The sequence below is a fragment of the Streptomyces sp. NPDC007907 genome (assembly GCF_042959365.1).
GTDB classification, from domain to species: domain Bacteria; phylum Actinomycetota; class Actinomycetes; order Streptomycetales; family Streptomycetaceae; genus Streptomyces; species Streptomyces indiaensis.
Genome location: NZ_JBIBKR010000002.1, coordinates 214,848 through 231,481, shown reverse-complemented (window position 1 = coordinate 231,481; position 16,634 = coordinate 214,848). Strand labels below are relative to the sequence as shown.

Genomic DNA, 16,634 nt, shown 5'->3' with positions numbered 1-16,634 from the left:
CTCCCGTTGGTGCGACGGCGTCGTCCGGCGGCGCTGAGCGGTCGTCAACAAGAGCCGCCGGGCCGTCCCTTGATACAGCTCCACACCTGTGGGACGTGCTCCGGGACCACTACCATCCGAGGAGTGACAGCGGGAAGCGACTCGGTGACCGAACTGCTGCCGATGGTGTTCGCCGACCCGGGCGAGGCCCTCGCGAGGGCCCGGGCGCTGCTCGGCGCCGGCCCCTCCCCGCTGGACGCCTCCGTGGCCCACCAGGTGATCGGCATCTGGCAGCGGGACTTCGGCGATCTGCGGCTCGCGCTGCACCATCTGCGACGGGCCCGGCAGTGCGCGGCGCGCGCCGACTCGGCCGACCGCGAGGCGGATGTGCTGGCCACGCTGGGCGTGGCGCTGGTGCACGCGGGCCGCACCCGGGACGGCCTGGCCGCGTTCGAGCGGGGGGTGGCACGGGGCGGCGGGCACACCAGGGCGCGGGTGCTGTACCGGCGGGCGTACGTGTGGTGGGTGCTCGGTCACCATCGCGAGGCGCTGGAGGACGTGCGCCGGGCGGTGCCCGTGCTGCGGCAGGCGGACGACGTGATCTGGACGGCGCGGGCGCTGACCCTGCGGGCCACCGTGCATCTGGCGCTGGGATCGGTGGAGCGGGCGGACGCGGACTTCGCTGCGGCCGAGGCGCTGTGGGACACCACCGGCCAGGAGCACGACAAGGCCGACGCGGTGGAGAGCCGGGGCCTGGCCGCGTTCCGGTCGGGGGACGTGCCGGCGGCGCTGCGGCTGCTGGACGAGGCGGAGGAGCGGTACGCCCGGCTCGGCACGCCGACCTTCATGCTGAACATCCGGCGCTGCGAGGTGCTGATGGCGGCCGGTCTGGCGCCGGAGGCGCTGGCCGAGGCGGACGCGGCGACCGGGCGGCTGGACGGGATCGGCGGGCAGTCCACCCGCAAGGCGGAGCTGCTGCTGGCCGCGGCGCGGGCCGCCCGGCTCGCGGGCGATCCGCACACGGCGATCGCCCGCGCGGCCCTCGCGGTACGGCTGTTCGCCGGACAGCGGCGCACCTGGTGGGAGACGCACGCCCGGCTGGTGCTGACCGAGGCGCGGCACGCGGCCGGGCGTGGCTCGGGGCGGCTGGTCGCCGACGCGGCGGCGTTGGCCGGGAGGCTGGCGTCCTTCGGTTCCCCGGCCGCGCCGGAGGCGTCGCTGCTCGCGGGCCGGATCGCGCTGGACCTGGGCTGGACCGCGGACGCGGAGCGGCACCTGGCCGTGGCGGCGCGCAGCCGGCGCAGCGGTCCGCCGCTGGCGCGGTTGACGGGCTGGGCGGCGCAGGCGCTGCGGGCACGGGCCGCCGGATCGTCCCGGGGTGTGCTGGAGGCCTGCCGGCGGGGACTGGACGTGCTGGACGACCACCGGATGACCCTGGGCGCCTCGGAACTGCGGGCGCGTGCCACCGAACAGGGCGCGGAACTGGCGGCGTTGGCGCAGCGGGTCAGTCTGGTCTCCGGCGGACCGCGGCGGCTGCTGGTGTGGAGCGAGCGCTGGCGGGCCACCGTGCTGTCCACACCGCCGACCCGGCCGCCCGCCGACCCGGAGCTGCTCAGCGGTATGACGGCCTTCCGCGAGATCGCCGCGCGTGCGGAGGCGGCCCGGATGGAGGGCCGGCCGGTCGTGGCGCTGGAGCGCGAACAGCGGCGCCTGGAGCGGGAGATCCGCTCCCGGACGCTGCACATGCGGGGCGAGGCGCCCGGGGACGGGGACCGGTTCGACGTCGGCCGGCTGCTGGAACGGCTGGGCCACGAGGTGCTGTTGGTGGAGCTGGCCGTCGTCGACGGGCGGGTGCAGGTGCTGCTGTGCGGGCAGGGGCGGGTGCGCCGGTTCGGGGCCGGGCTGCTCACCGAGGCGGAGACCGAGGCCGAGTACGTGCAGGCCGGCCTGCGGCGGCTGGCCCACCCTGGGGCCGAGGCCCGGCTCGCGGTGGTGGAGGCGGCGGGGCGGCGGCTGGAGGAACTGCTGCTCGGACCGGCCGCGGCGCATCTGGGCCGCGGGCCGGTGGTGATCGTGCCGCCGGCGCGGCTGCACCGGGTGCCGTGGGCGCTGCTGCCGTCGCTGCGGGAGCGGGTGCTCAGCGTGTCGCCGTCGGCGGGCAGCTGGCTGCGGGCCCGGGAGACCGCGCCGCCGCCGGACGGCCGTCATGTGCTGGTGCGCGGCCCTGGTCTGGCGACGGGCGGTGCCGAGGTGCCCGAGCTGGCCGGCCGGTACGGCGGTGCGACGGTCCTGGAGGAGGACCGGGCGCGGGTGCCGCGGGTGCTGGAGGAGCTGGACGGGGCGGCGCTGGCGCACATCGCGGCGCACGGCACGTTCCGTGCGGACAGTCCGCTGTTCTCGTCCCTGCGGATGGCGGACGGGCCGATCGTCGTGCACGACTTCGAGCGGCTGGACCGCAGCCCGTACCGGATCATCCTGTCCTGCTGCGACACCGCCCGCCTCGCCTCCGTCGGAGCCGACGAACTGCTGGGCCTGGTCACGGCGTTGCTGCCGCTGGGCACGGCCGAAGTGGTGGCGTGCAGCGCGCCCGTGAACGACGCCGCGGTGGTGCCGCTGATGCTGGCGCTGCACAAGGGACTCGACGCCGGTCTGTCCCTGGCGGAGGCGCTGCGCGACGCCCGGGCCGCGCTGCCGGGCGACGCGCTGCACCAGGCCACGGGGTGGGCGTTCGCCGCGTTCGGGGCGGCCTGACCCGTCCCCTGTGCGGGTCAGGCCGCCTGTCCTGGTGCCGGCCGGGCCGGCTGTCCTGGTACCGGTTCGAGCCGGTCGTGTCCTGGTGCCTGGGCAGGCCGGCTGTCAGGTTCCGGTTCAGGCCGGCTGGGCCTGCGGTGTCCGGTCCAGCCACGGCAGGGCTCCGCGGTCGTTCGCGCCGAGGCGGGCGTAGGCGCTGTACAGGTGGTTGCCGACGGTGCGGACGGACAGGGTGAGGCGTTCGGCGATCTGCCGGTTGGTCAGGCCGGCCGCCGCGAGGGTGACGATCTGCCGCTGTCTGGCGGTGAGTTCACCGAGGACCAGTCCGGACAGGGCGGGCGTCCGGGCGCCCTGGCAGCGCCGGGCCAGCGCGACGGCCCGGGTGCGCGAGTGCCGGGCGGCGCGCGGATCGCGGTGGGCGCCCACGGCCTGGGCATGGGCCTCGGCGGCGAACAGCAGGAAGCCCCGCCGCTCCAGTTCCCCGGCCACCTCGTCCAGTCGCGGGCCGTCGGCGCGGCTGAGCGCGTCGGCGTGGCGGGCGAAGACGCCGGCGAGCCGGTCGACGGCCTTCCCGGGGGCACCGAGACGGACGGCGTCGTAGGGGTCGGTGAGGCACGCCGGATCCAGGCCGGGGCCGCCGGGGCTGTCCACCGCCGCGACGGCCAGGTCGAGTTCCGCCCGGCAGAACGCGTCGGCGGGATCGCCCCGCAGGCCTTCCCGCGCCCAGGCCGCCGCCTCCCGCACCTCTCCGCGCAGCCGGGCGAACCGGGCGCGCAGCGCGGCGTACCCGGCCGGCACCGGGCCGCCCTCGGCCACCAGCCACTCCCCCACCGGTGTGGCCGTCGCCCGTACGTCGGCCCGGTCGATGCGGTGGGCCAGGGCGGCCGACTCGGCGTCGAGGGCGGCGGCGTAGGCGTCCGGCGTCCCGGCCAGCCTGCGGGCCCGCAGCCGGCCCGCCGCGGCCCGCAGCACCGGCCCGTACAGGGGGTGCGCGAGACGGACGGCACCGCGGTCGTCGACCTCGATCAGACCGTCGGACTCCAGCACTTCGAGGACGCCGAGATCCAGGTCGTCCTGGTCCGGCGGCAGGGGTTCGGCGAAGGCGAGCCGGTCGAGGGTCTCGCGCTCCGGGGGGCAGGTCCGGCCGAGGACGGCAGCGGCACGTTCGCGGACCGCCGGGGTCAGCGGGACCGGGCCCCGCCACGCCCGTTCTCCGGTGCCGGGGACGGGGGTCAGCAGCCCGCGCACCGCCCCCAGCAGGTCACGCAGCAGCCGCAGGTCGCCCCGGCTCAGACGGCGCAGCCGGTTCGCGGTGAGTGCGTCGAGGGGACCGGCACCTGCCGTGAGCAGGGCGTCGGTCTCCTCCTCGGGCAGCGGCTCCAGCGCGAGCCGCGGCAGGAGTTCACCGGTCCACAGCCGGGAGATCGCGCCGGGCACGCGGAAGCCGCCCGTGGTGACGACCAGCAGCCGGGTGCGCCCGTGCACGGCGAGCTGGTGGACCAGGGCGGCGGAGGCGTCGTCGAGGAGGTGCGCGTCGTCCACCAGCAGGGTGCGCACACCCGACAGCGACCGGACCGCGCCGTGCAGCGTGACCGGCTCGGGCAGCAGGTGGGCGAACGCCGCGAACGGGGTGGTCCGGCTCTCGGGGGTGCCGGCCGCCCGGGCGCAGTCGGTGCCGCGGATCGCCTCGGCGACCAGGCGGGTCTTGCCGCAGCCCGCCGGGCCCGTCACCACCATGCCGCGTCGTGCGCCGGTCAGGGACCGGCGGACCAGCTCCCGTTCGTCCTCCCGGCCGGTGAACGGCCAGGGCAGCTCCAGCGTCGTCGCGTCCGTCTCGTAAGTCATCACACAGACATGAGCGCGGCTACTCACTTCTGATACAGGGCGACTTGAGTAGCCCCCGACTCAGGCGCCGGGGACGGGCCGCACGGCAGGCTGTGGCCCATGACCGCACGCTACTGCTCGCTGGCACGGACGCCGGCGCCCGCCTTCGCACGGGGGCCGGCGGCCGAGCGGCCGAGCGCGCTCGCGAGCGGGCGGCGGAAGTGGGTCAACGGCACCGTCCTGCACTACTGGTTCTTCGGCGGCGACTCCGACGCGTCCGTCATCCCCGTGCCGGGGAGGGGGATGACGCGACGGGTGTCGTGGGCCGGTGCCGAGGAGCAGCGGGACGTGGTGCGCGCGGGCTTCCGGGAGTGGCAGGACCTCGGTATCGGGATCGTCTTCGCCGAGGTCGCCGACCGTTCGGAGGCCGAACTGCGCATCGGCTTCCAGGCCGGTGACGGCTCCTGGTCGGCGGTGGGCCGGGAAGCGCTGCGGGCCGGGCGGCACGAGCGCACCATGAACTTCGGATGGGACTTGACCGCGCCCGGGGAGCGCGCGACGGCCCTGCACCAGATCGGTCACGCGCTCGGCCTGCTGCACGAGCACCAGAGCCCGTTCGCCGGCCTCCACTGGGACGACGAGGCGGTGTACGCCGAACTGGCGGGTCCGCCCCACCACTGGAGCCGGGAGCGGACGCACTACAACATCCTGCGCAAGCTGGGACCCGACGAGGTCGACGCCCCCGTCTGGGACCCTCAGTCGATCATGGGGTTCCCTTTCCCATCGGGGCTGATCCTGGAACCGGAGCAGTACCGCGGTGGCTTGAACCCGCCCGGCACCCTGTCCGTCGCCGACAAGGAGGCGGTGCTCCGCTGGTATCCGCCGGCGCATCCGCAGGGTTCGCCCGCGCTGGTGCCGTTCCGTTCGGTGCCGCTCGGGCTCGGCCCGGGCGAGCAGGCGGACTTCCGCATCGATCCGCCGGAGAGCCGCACCTACACGCTGGGCACCTTCGGCGACTGCGACGCCGTCGTCGTGGTCTTCGAGGAGCGGGACGGGGAGCCCCGCTATCTCGTCGGCCGGGACGACGGGGGAACCCCGCACAACATCACGATCCGCGCCCGGCTCGTCAAGGGCCGCCGCTACGTCGTCCGCGTCCGTCTGTACTCCGCCCGGGGATGCGGCGAGACGGCGGTGATGTGCTGGTGACGGCACGGATCCGCGGAACGGGCACCTGAGCCACAGTCCGGCACCGGGGGAGCGGTCGGGGACGTCGCCCATGGGGGTGGGTGACGTCCTCGACCACGCCATGTGCCCGGGGGGCACCGGCTCGCACGCCCTGTGCCGGGCGGGCCGGCTCCGCACCATCTGCGAGGGCCCGCTCGCGCACGCCGGTTGCGGCGTGCCGGGCGCGTGCGCCGACGTCCGCGCCCGCACGCCGCCGCCCGCCCGGGGCCGGGGGCGCACAGCCGTCGGACGGGCGCACCGGCCGGGGCGCCGTGGATCCACCCCAGGGGTGAAGAGCGTTCAGCGGCCGTCGCCACCGGGCATCGTGCAAGGGAACGGCCGGCAATGGTGTTACGCCGTCCGGGTGCTCACATCTAAGCTTGGTTGCTCTCGCGGTTGCACGTCCGTATCGATAAGCGCACGAGGTGCCTACGGCCCGACTACGCTCGCGGCGTACCACCGGGGGATGGGGGGAGCAGGTGGAGAGGTCACGACCCGACGAAAGCCGGCGACGCAAGCTGCCGGCGGTTCCGGCCGTACTGCTCGGAGCGCTGGGCGCGCTGCTCCTGGGGACGTCGGTCGGCCTGGTGGCGGACCCGACGCGCCTGGTCGGCACCACCGGGTACGTCATCGCCACCGGGCTGCTGCTCGCCGTGGGACTGTACGGCAGCACGTACGGCATCGAACTCGCCGATCTGCGACGTGATCTGCGGGGCGTGGTGGCGGCCGTCACGCTGGGGGTGGTCCTCAAGGCGGCGATGATCTCGGGCGTGATGGTCTGGGCCTTCGACCGCCCGCAGTACCTGGTCCTCGGCATCGTCGTCGCGCAGATCGACCCGTTGTCGGTGGCCGCCCTCACCAAGGACGGGCACATGTCGCAACGCGCCCGCTCCCTGCTCACGGCCTGGGCCGCCTTCGACGATCCGATGACGGTCCTGCTGACGCTGTACGTCGCCGGGTACGCCTACACGGCCGCGGGGCACACGGGCACGCCCTCGGTGGTGGGGGGCGGAGCCCGGGGATACGCCCTCGGGCTGGTGCTGAACGGGCTGCTGCTGGCCGGAGCCCTGCTGGCGTGGTGGGCGTGCGGCAGGCTGTGGCCGGCCCGCCGGGAGGACGAGGAGCCCGTGCGCCCGAGGCGCCCGGTGACGCCGCTCGCGGTCCTCGTGGTCGTGGTCATGCTGGGGCTCGCCGCCGCGAACATGCTCATGCTGGCCGTCGCGGTGGCCGGACTGTTCCTGCGCGCACCGGTGTTCGCCCGCCCTCTCGCACGGGCGGTCACCGGTGCCTTCCTGCTCGCCACCGTCCTGCTGGGCCTGTTCGTCGCCCAGGGGGTGGCGTTCAAGCCCGGCCTGCTGCTGGGGGGTTCGGCGTTCCTCGCGCAGGCGGTGGTGGCCATCCTGCTGATGCCGCTCTTCGTCCGCGGCCTGTCCGCGAGGGACCGCATCCTGCTGGGGATCGGTCAGCAGAACGGGCTCACGGCCGTGCTGCTCGCCCTCACCCTGGAACGCGACTTCCCGAAGACGGTCGGCGTCGTCGCACCGGCCGTGGTGACCGTCAATCTGCTGCACTACGGTGCCCGGATCGGGTTCGGCTGCTGGTCGCGTCACCGGGCCGGGAAGAAGCGGCAACCCGCGGCCGGGCCGAAGCGTCTCCCCCGGCATCCGGACCCCGCCGACCGCACGCCGGGCGGGGCACCGGCCACGAGCGACGGACTGCGGTCCTCCGCATAGCCGCAGGGGTGTGCGGCGTCCCGGGGACGGGTCGCGGCCAGGAGAACGGGGAGGCCGGATGGTCGAGCGGGGTGGAAGCGGCGGGGGGCGCCCCCGCCGCTGCGGACGTGTCCACCGCGCCGGGCGCGGGTACGGCGTCCAGCGCCCCTCCCCCGCCCCTCGCTGGCGACCCGTCCTGCTCGGCGCCCTGCTGCTCCTCCCCGCCACCGCCGGGCAGGCCGCGGCCGACAGCGGCGGCAGTGACGTCCGCCTGGTGTACTGCCTGGCCGACGACCACCGTGACGAACTCGGGCAGGCCGCGTTACGCCTGGGCGTGGTGCGGCGCCCGTCGCGCCCCGCCGGCCCGGACACCGTCCGGGTGCCCGGTTCCGAAGGCGGCGTGATGTCCCTCGACGACTGGGCCCACAAGCATCAGAGTGACTTCGAGCGGGTCTGCGACGCGGTCATGGCCGCGGCGGGCGACCCGCCGGGGGCGTCCGCGGACAAGGGCGGCTCCGGCGGCCTGGGGGGTTTCCTCGACGGGGTGTACCTGCTGGCGGCCGGCGCGGTCCTCACCCTGGTCGGACAGGCGACGGAACGGATCTCGGCGGAGCGGCGCACGCGGGACCGGCAACTGACGGCGGCCGTGCAGGAATTCCGGAGGATCTCATGGCTGTATCTCGCGGCGTACGAACAGGATCCCGAGACGGACCACGCCGAGGCGTTACGGGCCCGGGAGACCCTCACCGGTCTCCTCGCCCAGGTGCCCGGCCCCGCTCCGCGCCGCGAGGCGGCCCGGCGGCTGGCCGATTCCCTGCCCCTGACGGACAGACTGCCGAGCAGCCGGGAGGGTCAACTCCTGCTGCCGCGCCAGAGAAAGAGCGAGGCGGACGCCGTGCGCACGACCCTGGACCTGCGGATCCGCGAGGTGGCGGATCTGCGACGCCCGGCGCCCCTGTGGTGGCTGCCCGGAACACGCGGCAGCGACCGTCCCACCAGCGCCGGAGGACCTCACGCATGACCAGCTCCGACTGGGCCAACCCCTACGGAGTGCGCAAACCGTACGGCTCGAACGGTCCGGCGAACGGTTTTCCGGATGCCGACGCCCGCGCGACGTTCAGCGCCGACCACCCCCTGGTGCCGTGGAAGCAGCCGGACCACATGGACCAGTGGGTGGACGTGGATCACTCGGGCGAGCAGCTGAAGCGCTTCCTCGCGCGCTGGCCCACCCTCGACGAACTCCTCGACGGGGGCTCCGGGGACGGCCGTGTGGTGATCGTCAGCGGACTCCCCGGCATGGGCAAGACCAGCCTCATCCACCGGTGCATCCACGAGGCGCGGCAGCGGGTGGCGAAGGGGGCGTCCGAGGCGGGCGACCCGCTCGCCGTGTGCGTGCCGACCGCGGGCCTGATGAACGACGGCCACCGCATCAGCGTCGGACCGGACGGGTCGTTCGCACCGGTCGAACTGATCAACACCCGCATACGCAAGGAGATCGCGAAGAGGCTGTTGCGGCACGCCTTCCCCGAGGAGCGCGTCCGGTCGATCGTCGCGGAGGAGGATCCGTACCAGGCCTACGGCGACATGCGGGATCTGCTGGACCAGCACAACGCCCTGCTCTTCGCCGTGATCCCGCACATACGGTGGAACGACGCCGGCCTGCGAACCGACTTTCTGCGCTCCTGCCTGAGCGCCGCGCACCCCAGGATCGTACTGTTCGTCGAAGTGAGTCACGGTGCGGCGGAGACGGCGAGGGAAGAAGTGGCCGCCACCCTCCATGGTTCGGCGGCGGTCACCCATCTCGCGTTGCGCGAGCTGGACGCCGAGGACATCTGGCGGTTCAGTCACAGCGCCCGGGCGGCGAACGGCGGCCCGGGCGGTCTGGTCGAGCCGGACAGGAGCTCCCTGGTGGCGGCGCACTCCGAATGGAGACCGTCCGACGTACGCGAGCTGCGGAGGGTGTTCCACTCGGCAGCGGACGCGCTGCGCAGCGCGCCGCATCCCTGGCCGATCGACGCCGACGCGCTCAGACCCCACTGGGAACGGCGGCGGGCCGGACGCGCCTCCCTGCTCCGTGACCCGATCCCGCCCCGCTCCGGTGGCTGACGCCCACCCCCGACCGCGCCCTCACAGGACCCGCAAGGAGTGCCATCGTGGCCGCAGCAGACAATGCAGACACCTGGTACAGCAACCCCTTCCCCCTGGTGCCGGTCGTGCGGCTGGGCCCGTCGGCGGACCTCGGCGAGGCCCCGGTGGAGGCCGCGGACTCGGGCAACGCCCATGTCCCGACCCAGATCCTTGAGGATCTCCAGGGCCTGGTGCGCGACTACCTCCGGGACCGCCCCCGGGGTGGCCGGCGGGGCCGGGCGATCGCCGTGGTGGGCGAGTTCGGCCTGGGCAAGTCCCATGCGGCCCGGGAGGTCTGCAACGCGCTGGCCCGCCCGGACGGCCCCGCCCTGTGGATCGTCGACGAGCCGGCGCAGGACTTCGGCCGGATGTACCGCGACCGGCTGCGGGGCCCTGCCGACAGCCCTGAGGGGCGTGCCGCGTTCGAGGAACTCGTCCGGGACTACTACGCGTACGTGACGGCGGTGCGGGTCGGCGAGCAGAGCGCCGACACGCGTCCTGGCCGGCCGGACGACATCCCGTTGGGTGACATCGCCCTCGACGACATCGCCACCGGGCTGCGCGACCGGGTCCTCGACCCGGACAAGGTGGTGTCCGCCCTGCGCTACGACCCCGAGGTGATGCACGCGGACCTGCGCGTCACCCTCGGCGAGGTGACGGAGCACCGGCGCTTCGCCACCGCGTTCGCCCTGCTCCAGGATCCGCGGTTCACCTCGCTGGTATGGGCGTGGCTGAGCGGCGACGAGCCCGCGCAGCAGTTGAAGGAACGCGGCATCAAGGACGCCGTCTCGGGCATCGACCCGGTGTTCGACGCGCTGGCCGTACAGGGCTTCCTGCACGGCCGGGTGGGCAAACCGTACGTGCTGCTGATCGACTCGCTGGAGAAGGTGCTGGACTGGCCGGAGGAGTCCCGGCGCACGTTCGTGGACGCCTTCGAGCGGCTGGTCAACGTGTATGTCAGCCGGGGCGGTCTGCTGCTGTTCTGCACCTCGCCGCGCGGTCTGAACGCGTTCCGGCCGAGCCTGCACGAGCGGGTGGTGCAGCTGTGGCCGACCCGGTTCGGCGCGGAGCTCACCGGGCGGCTGGTCGCCGAGTACGTGGGGTCGGGCCCCCGGCCCGAGGCGGCCGCGGGGTCGGACGCGATCGAGCGGTGGCCGGCGCCGTTCGGGTCCGAGTCGGTCGGCATCCTCCAGGAGCTCACCGGCGGTGTGCCCCGGGAGATCCTCAAGACCTGCCGTCACGCCTGGCAGTTGAGCGAGGACGGCGGCGGCGCGGTCCGGGAGGTGAGTGCCGCGACCGTGCTGCGGGCCGTGCGCGAGCTGCACGACAACGTCTCCGAGGACCAGGTGCTGTCCACGGTCCACGACGCGCTGGCGCTCGGACAATGGCGCATCGCCTCATCCGACCCGGTCCCGGCACGCGGTTCCGACGCCGACGGGCCGTTGGCGGTGGCGTACTGGCTGGAGCCGGTCCCGAACGCCTACATCGCGATCGTGGTCACCCCGTCGGTGCTCGTCGCGGACGACGAGGAGCGCATCACCGCACGGGTCCGGGCCCTGCGCGGCGCCCTCCATCCGGCGCAGGCCGAGGTGCTGCTGGTGGTCAACGGCCATGTCTCGCGCACCCTGCGGGACCGGCTGGCGCGCTCCCTGGGCTCGCAGCCCCTGGTATACCGCCCGGGTGACTTCGCGCAGGCCGTGAACCAGGCCTTGGACCGGCTGCGCGCCCGCCTCACCCAACTGCGCCAGGAGGCCGATCTCGCCGAGCTGACCACCGAGTTGCGCAGTGCCCTGGGGGAGCACGGTGCCCAACTGGGGCAGCTGCGGCGGACGGTGAGCGATCTGGCCCGCCGTGATCTGGTCGCGGCGGCGCCCGGCCCGGTGCGTACGGCGCTGCCGGAGCCCGTCGAGGGGCGCTTCGAGGAGGTGTTCGCGCTGCTGGACGCGTCCGTGGAACGGCTGGCCGGTCATCCGGCGGGCGGTGACGCCGCCGCCGGTCCGGCCCTGCGGGCGGGGCCGGCGGAGCTGGCGGCGCTGGGCTGCGCCACGTTGGTGCGGCAGTTGACGGAGACGTTCCGTACGGGCGCCGACGCCTGGTTCCGTGCCGTCTCGGCCGGTGTGCCGAGCGAGGAACAGTGGGCGCGGCTGCGCGGGGTCTGCCGGCAGTACGAGACGGCGGTCGAGGTGCTGCCCGTGCAGGCCCTGGGCGGGGCGGGCCCGGTGCACCGGCCGACCGTGGCACGGGCGGTGGAGGCACTGGCCGACGAGGTGTGGGGCGACCTGGTCAGTGCCGTGCGGGCTGCGTGACCTCGCGCAGGGCGCCCGCCAGCAGGTGCAGCCGGTTCTCGGCATGGGCGACCTGCCGCTGGTCCAGGGTCACCCCGAGGACGTAGTCGCGCGGCGTGAGCCAGACCACGTACACGGCGCCCTCCTGGACGTCCAGGACGAGGCGGTCGACGGGCGGTGCCACCACCAGCCGCAACGCGTCGGTGAGCCGGGCGAGATGGCCGCGCAGACTCCGGGCGAGGTCGCGGTAGGAGGTGCGGCGTGAGCGCACGCTGGTCTCCAGGAAACGCGGGCCGAGCTCGGGGCTTTCGAAGACGTCGCCCGCGCAGACGAGTTTCCAGTCCCGGTAGTACGCGGCGTACTGCAGGTCGAGGGGGTTGACGTGGCCGCCCCACAGGGCCCGCAGCCGCATCTCGGAGAGGCCGTCGTGCCCGGCCGCCGCCGTCCCGAAGTCGATCCGCAGCCGGCCCTTGTCCTCCGGCAGGGGTTCCATGACGTCCATGAGGCCGCCGGGCAGTTCGTCGGGCAGGTGGTGCACCTGGGTGCGGATCGCGGCGACGAGGGAGTTCATGGCCTCGTCCACGGCGGGCATCCCGCCGGCCGTGTCGGTGTGCGCGGACAGGTACTCCCCCGCCTTGACGCGCCCGCCCCACAGGCCGCCGTGCGCGTTGGCCACCACGACCCGCATCAGCTCACCGGTGCCCAGCGGCCGCATCAGCGCGCCCAGGTCCTGGGTGCACAGCAGCAGCCGGCTGCCGGGCAGCGCCTCGTTCGCGATGTCCTCGCCGCCCACGGTGATCAGGCTGCTCAGCGGCGGGCAGTCGCCCCGGCGGACCACGAAGTCGATGATCCCGTTGCTGTAGTGGGACACCGACCTGAGTGCGGGGACACCGGCGAAGGTTCCTTGGCACAGCGCTGTTATGAGGCCGTGGCCCTCCGGGGACCAGTGGGACTCCGTGAAGAGCTCGGTCTCCGGGTGCGGGGCTGCTGCCACGTACGCTCACCTTCCGTCGGGGAACCGCCGGGGCGACGGCGCCGGTCCTAGATGCCGGGCAGTTCCAGGTCGATGTCGAAGTCCCTGGCCGGTGCGGTGGAACCGGAGGCCCGGGAGGCGAGCCAGGCGTGGTGCGCCCCCACGCGCCGCCCGTCGGGGCGATGCCCCATGTCCAGGTCCCGCAAACGGCGCAGGGCGCTCTCCGCGAGCCGGGTCGCCTCCTCGGTCCGTCCGGCCGCGGCGAGGGTGGCCGCGAGGGAGTTCTCCGCGGCGGACACCCAGGCGTGGCTGTCGCCGAGCCGGTCGGTCAGGAGGTGCAGCGCGGCCCGGCCGGTGGCCTCCGCGTCGTCGACGGCGCCGGTGGCCCGCAGGTACACCGCGTGCCGGACTCCGGCCAGTGCGGCGTAGGGGTGCCCGGCACCGAGGGTGCTGTCGACGGCCCTGCCGCACAGCCGGGCCTCGTGTTCGGCTTCGTCGTGCTTGCCGAGGGCGTGCAGGTCGGCGGCGAGACTGAAGCGGCAGCGCAGACTGATCAGATGGTCGGCACCGAACCGGCCGGTCGTCTCGGCGAGCACCCGCCGGTCGCGTTCGAGGGCCTTCTCGTAGCCGTAGACGCGCTCGTGGGAGCGGGCGGAGTTGTAGGTGATGCGGCGTTCGCTGACGGCCAGGCCCAGTTCGATGATCAGGCGGGTGCCGGTGGTGACGTCGCCGTGGCGGTGCAGCCACTGCCGCAGCAGGTCCTGGGACTCCGCGTCGCGTCCCAGGGTCCGGTAGACCCAGGCGAGCAGGTCGGCCGCGTGCCAGACGGCCGGATCGTCCTCGCCGCCGACGGCCTGGCGGTTGCGGAACCGGGCGAGGAGCCGGGCCAGCGCGTCGGGGGCCCGTCCGCTCAGGGCCTCGGTGAGGGCGAGGTTGTGCTCGACCTGGACGGTCGCGGGGTGCTGCGGTCCGAGCAGCAGCGTCAGGCCCTCCAGGACCGGGCGGGCCTGGAACAGCGCGTCGGAGAACCTGCCCAGGGAGCGCAGGTTGGCGCCGTAGGAGTCGGCGGACAGCAGCGTCCTCGGGTGCAGGGGGCCGAGCAGCCGGCGGTGGCCGCGCAGGGCTTGTTCGGACAGCCGGCGGGCGGAGTCGTAGGCGCCGGTGAGGCGGTGGGCGCGTGCGGTGAAGTTGAGCAGACGCAGGTACTCCGGTGACGGGTCGTCGTCGTCCGCCGGGGCCCAGGACGCCTGGGCGCGTTCGGAGATGTCGAGGAGGCGGGCGAGGTCGGCGCTCTCACCGCGCTGGCTGAGGGCGTTGAGGTGGCGCAGCAGGGAGCGCCGGACACGGGGGCGGTGGTCCTCCCACAGGCGCAGGGAGTACACCTCGCGGGCCCAGTCGGCACTCAGGCCGCGGTCCTCGTCCGGGGTGAACTCGGCGAGGGTGCCGCGCAGCACCTGCTCGATGTGGGCGCGCTCGGCCGGGTCCATGGCGGTGCGGACGGCGTCCCGTACGGCGTGGTGCTGTCCGAGGGGCTGGTCGGGCCGGTCGAAGTCGACCTCCAGGAGTCCGACCCTGGACAGGGCCCACAGGGCGACGCTCACCATGTGCTCGTCGGGCATCCGCGCGTCGGCGGGGATCCGGCGTACCGGTGCGGCCTCGGGCCCGTCGTCACGGGCGAGTTCGGAGAGGATGCGCCGTGAGCGGAGCAGTTCCAGGCCCATGCCGCGGCCGGTGAGCAGGGAGGCCGCGTTCAGCAGCCACCCCAGGGCGTCGCTCGTACGGCTCTCCGCACGCCAGGCGGCGGCGCCCGGGGTGTGCAGCACGGTCTGCCGTGCCACCCGCACCATGACGGGCACCGGCGGGGCGGTGCCGTCCTCTTCGAGCAGGGCCTGCTGGGCCGTGCGGTATTCGGCGAGGAGGTGGGCGACGGCAGCCCGGGCGGCGGCCTGGTCGCCCATGTTGTCGTCGCGCCGGTGGGCCGCCGCGCGTTCGGCGAGGCAGAGGGCGGCGATGCGCAGGGCGAGCGGGACGAAGCCCAGGACCTGGCCGACCCGCTGGGCCTGCTCCTCGTCGATCTCCGCGAGCCGTTCGCCGAGGACGGCCCGGCACTCGGCCGGTGACATGGGAGGCAGGGCGAACGACGCCATGCCGGGCGTGGCCGGGGCGCTGCGGCTGGTGATCAGCACGTGCCCGCGGGTGTGCGGGGTGGGCAGCATGTCCTGTAGCCCGTCCGGGGATTCGGCCCCGTCGTACACGAGCAGCCAGCTCTGCGTGTCGGTGCGGGAGAGGTGCTCGAACAGGGCCGGGGAGGCGCCGTCGCCGGTGGTGATCAGGTCGAGCCGGCCGGCGAGCCGGTGCAGGCCGCGGCGGGCGCGCGGGATCTCCCAGGAACGCACCCACCACACCACGTCGTAGGCGGAGCCGAAGCGGTGGCACAGCTCGCGGACGATCTCGCTCTTGCCCCAGCCGCTCGCGGCGTGCACGACCAGCGGGGTGTGGTCCCGGCCCGCCGCGTGCAGCTCCTCCAGGAGAGCGCCGATGACGTCGTCCCTGCCGACGAAGCCGCTGTAGCGGGGGGCGACGTTGGTGACAGCGGGCAAGCGGGGGAACCGGGCGCCTGGCGTGCCGTCCGCCGGGGGCGGGGCGCCGAGGCCGAGCCCCGCGTACAGCCGTCGCACCGCCTCGTCCTCGTCGGTGCCGCGCAGGTCGATGCGCTCGTGATGGGCTGCGCCCGGGTCGGGGAAGGGCTCGTCGGCCAGGACGATGCGGACGTCGGGGTGGGACAGCGCGGCCAGCTGGGCGAGGCCGGCGTGGTCCATGTCGGCCGGGGAGAGGAAGAGCAGGGCGGTGCCCGGGGCCGGCCGGTCGCCGGAGTAGGCGTCCAGGGCGCGCAGTTCGGTGCGGATGCCGCCGCGCCGGAACTGGTCCTCCAGCCAGGCCGCCCAGGGCGCGTGGCGCTGGGAGTGGACGAGGGTGACCCGGCTCAGCGGCAGCGGGCGACGGTTGCGGAGCCAGTCGGCCAGCCGCTCGTAGTAGGGACGCAGCCCGGTCACCGAGCCCTCCGGCTCGCTCTCGACGGCCAGTTCCCGGGTGTCGAGGTAGAGCGGGTGGTACGGGATCTCCAGGAAGGCGACCTCGGAGGTGCGGGAGGCCCGTGAGAGGGGCCCGAACTTGCTGCGCACCCGTTCGCGTGCGCCGCGCAGCCGGTCGTGCGACTCGACGTTGCTCTTCAGGCCCAGGGCCAGCAGCCGCACGGGCCGGCCGGACCGGCCGCCGCTCATCTGCTCGGCCAGCGCGGCGGCGCCGTCGATGGACCAGGCGGTCATGGCGAAGCAGAGCACGAGGGAGTCGGCGAGCGAGCCGAATCTGCCCTCGGCCGGCGCGTCGATCGCGTCGGGCAGCGGCGCCTCCACAAGGACGTGGTCGTGGCCGAGGGCCCGGGGATCGGAGGTGAGGGCGAGCAGGGAGGCGGCGTCCGGGCGGGCGACGGCGTGGATGCGCCCGGGTTCGGGCTCGGGCACCGGGGCGTCGCCCGGCGTGGCGGTGGCCCGGCCGTCCACGACGAGGACGCTGCGGTTGCCGGCGGCCAGCAGGTCCGCGACGTTGCGCACCGTCGTGCTGACGCCGAGGTTCTCCGCGGTGGAGCAGAAGAGGGCGAACCGTCCCGAGCGGTCGGCTGCGTGGATGTCGGGCATGGCCACTCCGCTTCGGACGGCAGGTGCTGGACGGTGGGGCACGACAGTCAGGGACGGCCAGTAT

General features: G+C 74.6%; 9 protein-coding genes. 6 read left to right on the top strand and 3 right to left on the bottom strand.

What is annotated here, in order from left to right:
• Positions 1 to 162: 162 nt before the first annotated feature.
• Positions 163 to 2,730 carry a CHAT domain-containing protein gene (locus tag ACFZDI_RS07070; protein ID WP_391249469.1) on the top strand — a complete coding sequence of 856 codons (2,568 nt, stop codon included), beginning with the start codon at positions 163 to 165 and terminating at the stop codon, positions 2,728 to 2,730.
• Positions 2,731 to 2,847: 117 nt separating this feature from the next.
• On the opposite strand, the gene ACFZDI_RS07065 is transcribed toward ACFZDI_RS07070, so the two are convergent.
• Entirely contained in the window at positions 2,848 to 4,575 is a 1,728-nt protein-coding gene (locus ACFZDI_RS07065) for a LuxR C-terminal-related transcriptional regulator (RefSeq protein ID WP_391248342.1), read from the bottom strand.
• A gap of 99 nt (positions 4,576 to 4,674) precedes the next feature.
• Between ACFZDI_RS07065 and ACFZDI_RS07060 the strand changes: the two genes are divergently transcribed.
• From ACFZDI_RS07060 to ACFZDI_RS07040, 5 genes are all read left to right on the top strand, one after another.
• Entirely contained in the window at positions 4,675 to 5,760 is a 1,086-nt protein-coding gene (locus tag ACFZDI_RS07060) for a M12 family metallopeptidase (RefSeq protein WP_391248340.1), read from the top strand.
• Positions 5,761 to 6,257: 497 nt separating this feature from the next.
• The gene (locus ACFZDI_RS07055) at positions 6,258 to 7,511 is read left to right on the top strand and encodes a hypothetical protein (protein ID WP_391248339.1); all 1,254 of its coding nucleotides are present in this window, start codon (positions 6,258 to 6,260) and stop codon (positions 7,509 to 7,511) included.
• Positions 7,512 to 7,569: 58 nt separating this feature from the next.
• A complete protein-coding gene (locus ACFZDI_RS07050) occupies positions 7,570 to 8,511 on the top strand; it encodes a hypothetical protein (protein ID WP_391248337.1) in 942 nt (313 codons plus the stop codon).
• Positions 8,508 to 9,596 carry a hypothetical protein gene (locus ACFZDI_RS07045; protein WP_234845400.1) on the top strand — a complete coding sequence of 363 codons (1,089 nt, stop codon included), beginning with the start codon at positions 8,508 to 8,510 and terminating at the stop codon, positions 9,594 to 9,596. Before ACFZDI_RS07050 ends, ACFZDI_RS07045 begins: the two co-directional genes overlap by 4 nt.
• A gap of 47 nt (positions 9,597 to 9,643) precedes the next feature.
• A complete protein-coding gene (locus ACFZDI_RS07040) occupies positions 9,644 to 11,923 on the top strand; it encodes a hypothetical protein (protein WP_234845401.1) in 2,280 nt (759 codons plus the stop codon).
• On the opposite strand, the gene ACFZDI_RS07035 is transcribed toward ACFZDI_RS07040, so the two are convergent.
• Together ACFZDI_RS07035 and fxsT are read right to left on the bottom strand one after the other, a co-directional pair.
• The gene (locus tag ACFZDI_RS07035; RefSeq protein ID WP_391248335.1) at positions 11,901 to 12,896 is read right to left on the bottom strand and encodes a hypothetical protein; all 996 of its coding nucleotides are present in this window, start codon (positions 12,894 to 12,896) and stop codon (positions 11,901 to 11,903) included. The genes ACFZDI_RS07040 and ACFZDI_RS07035 overlap by 23 nt on opposite strands.
• 47 nt (positions 12,897 to 12,943) lie before the next feature.
• The gene (gene fxsT / locus ACFZDI_RS07030; protein WP_391248333.1) at positions 12,944 to 16,570 is read right to left on the bottom strand and encodes an FxSxx-COOH system tetratricopeptide repeat protein; all 3,627 of its coding nucleotides are present in this window, start codon (positions 16,568 to 16,570) and stop codon (positions 12,944 to 12,946) included.
• Positions 16,571 to 16,634 lie beyond the last annotated feature (64 nt).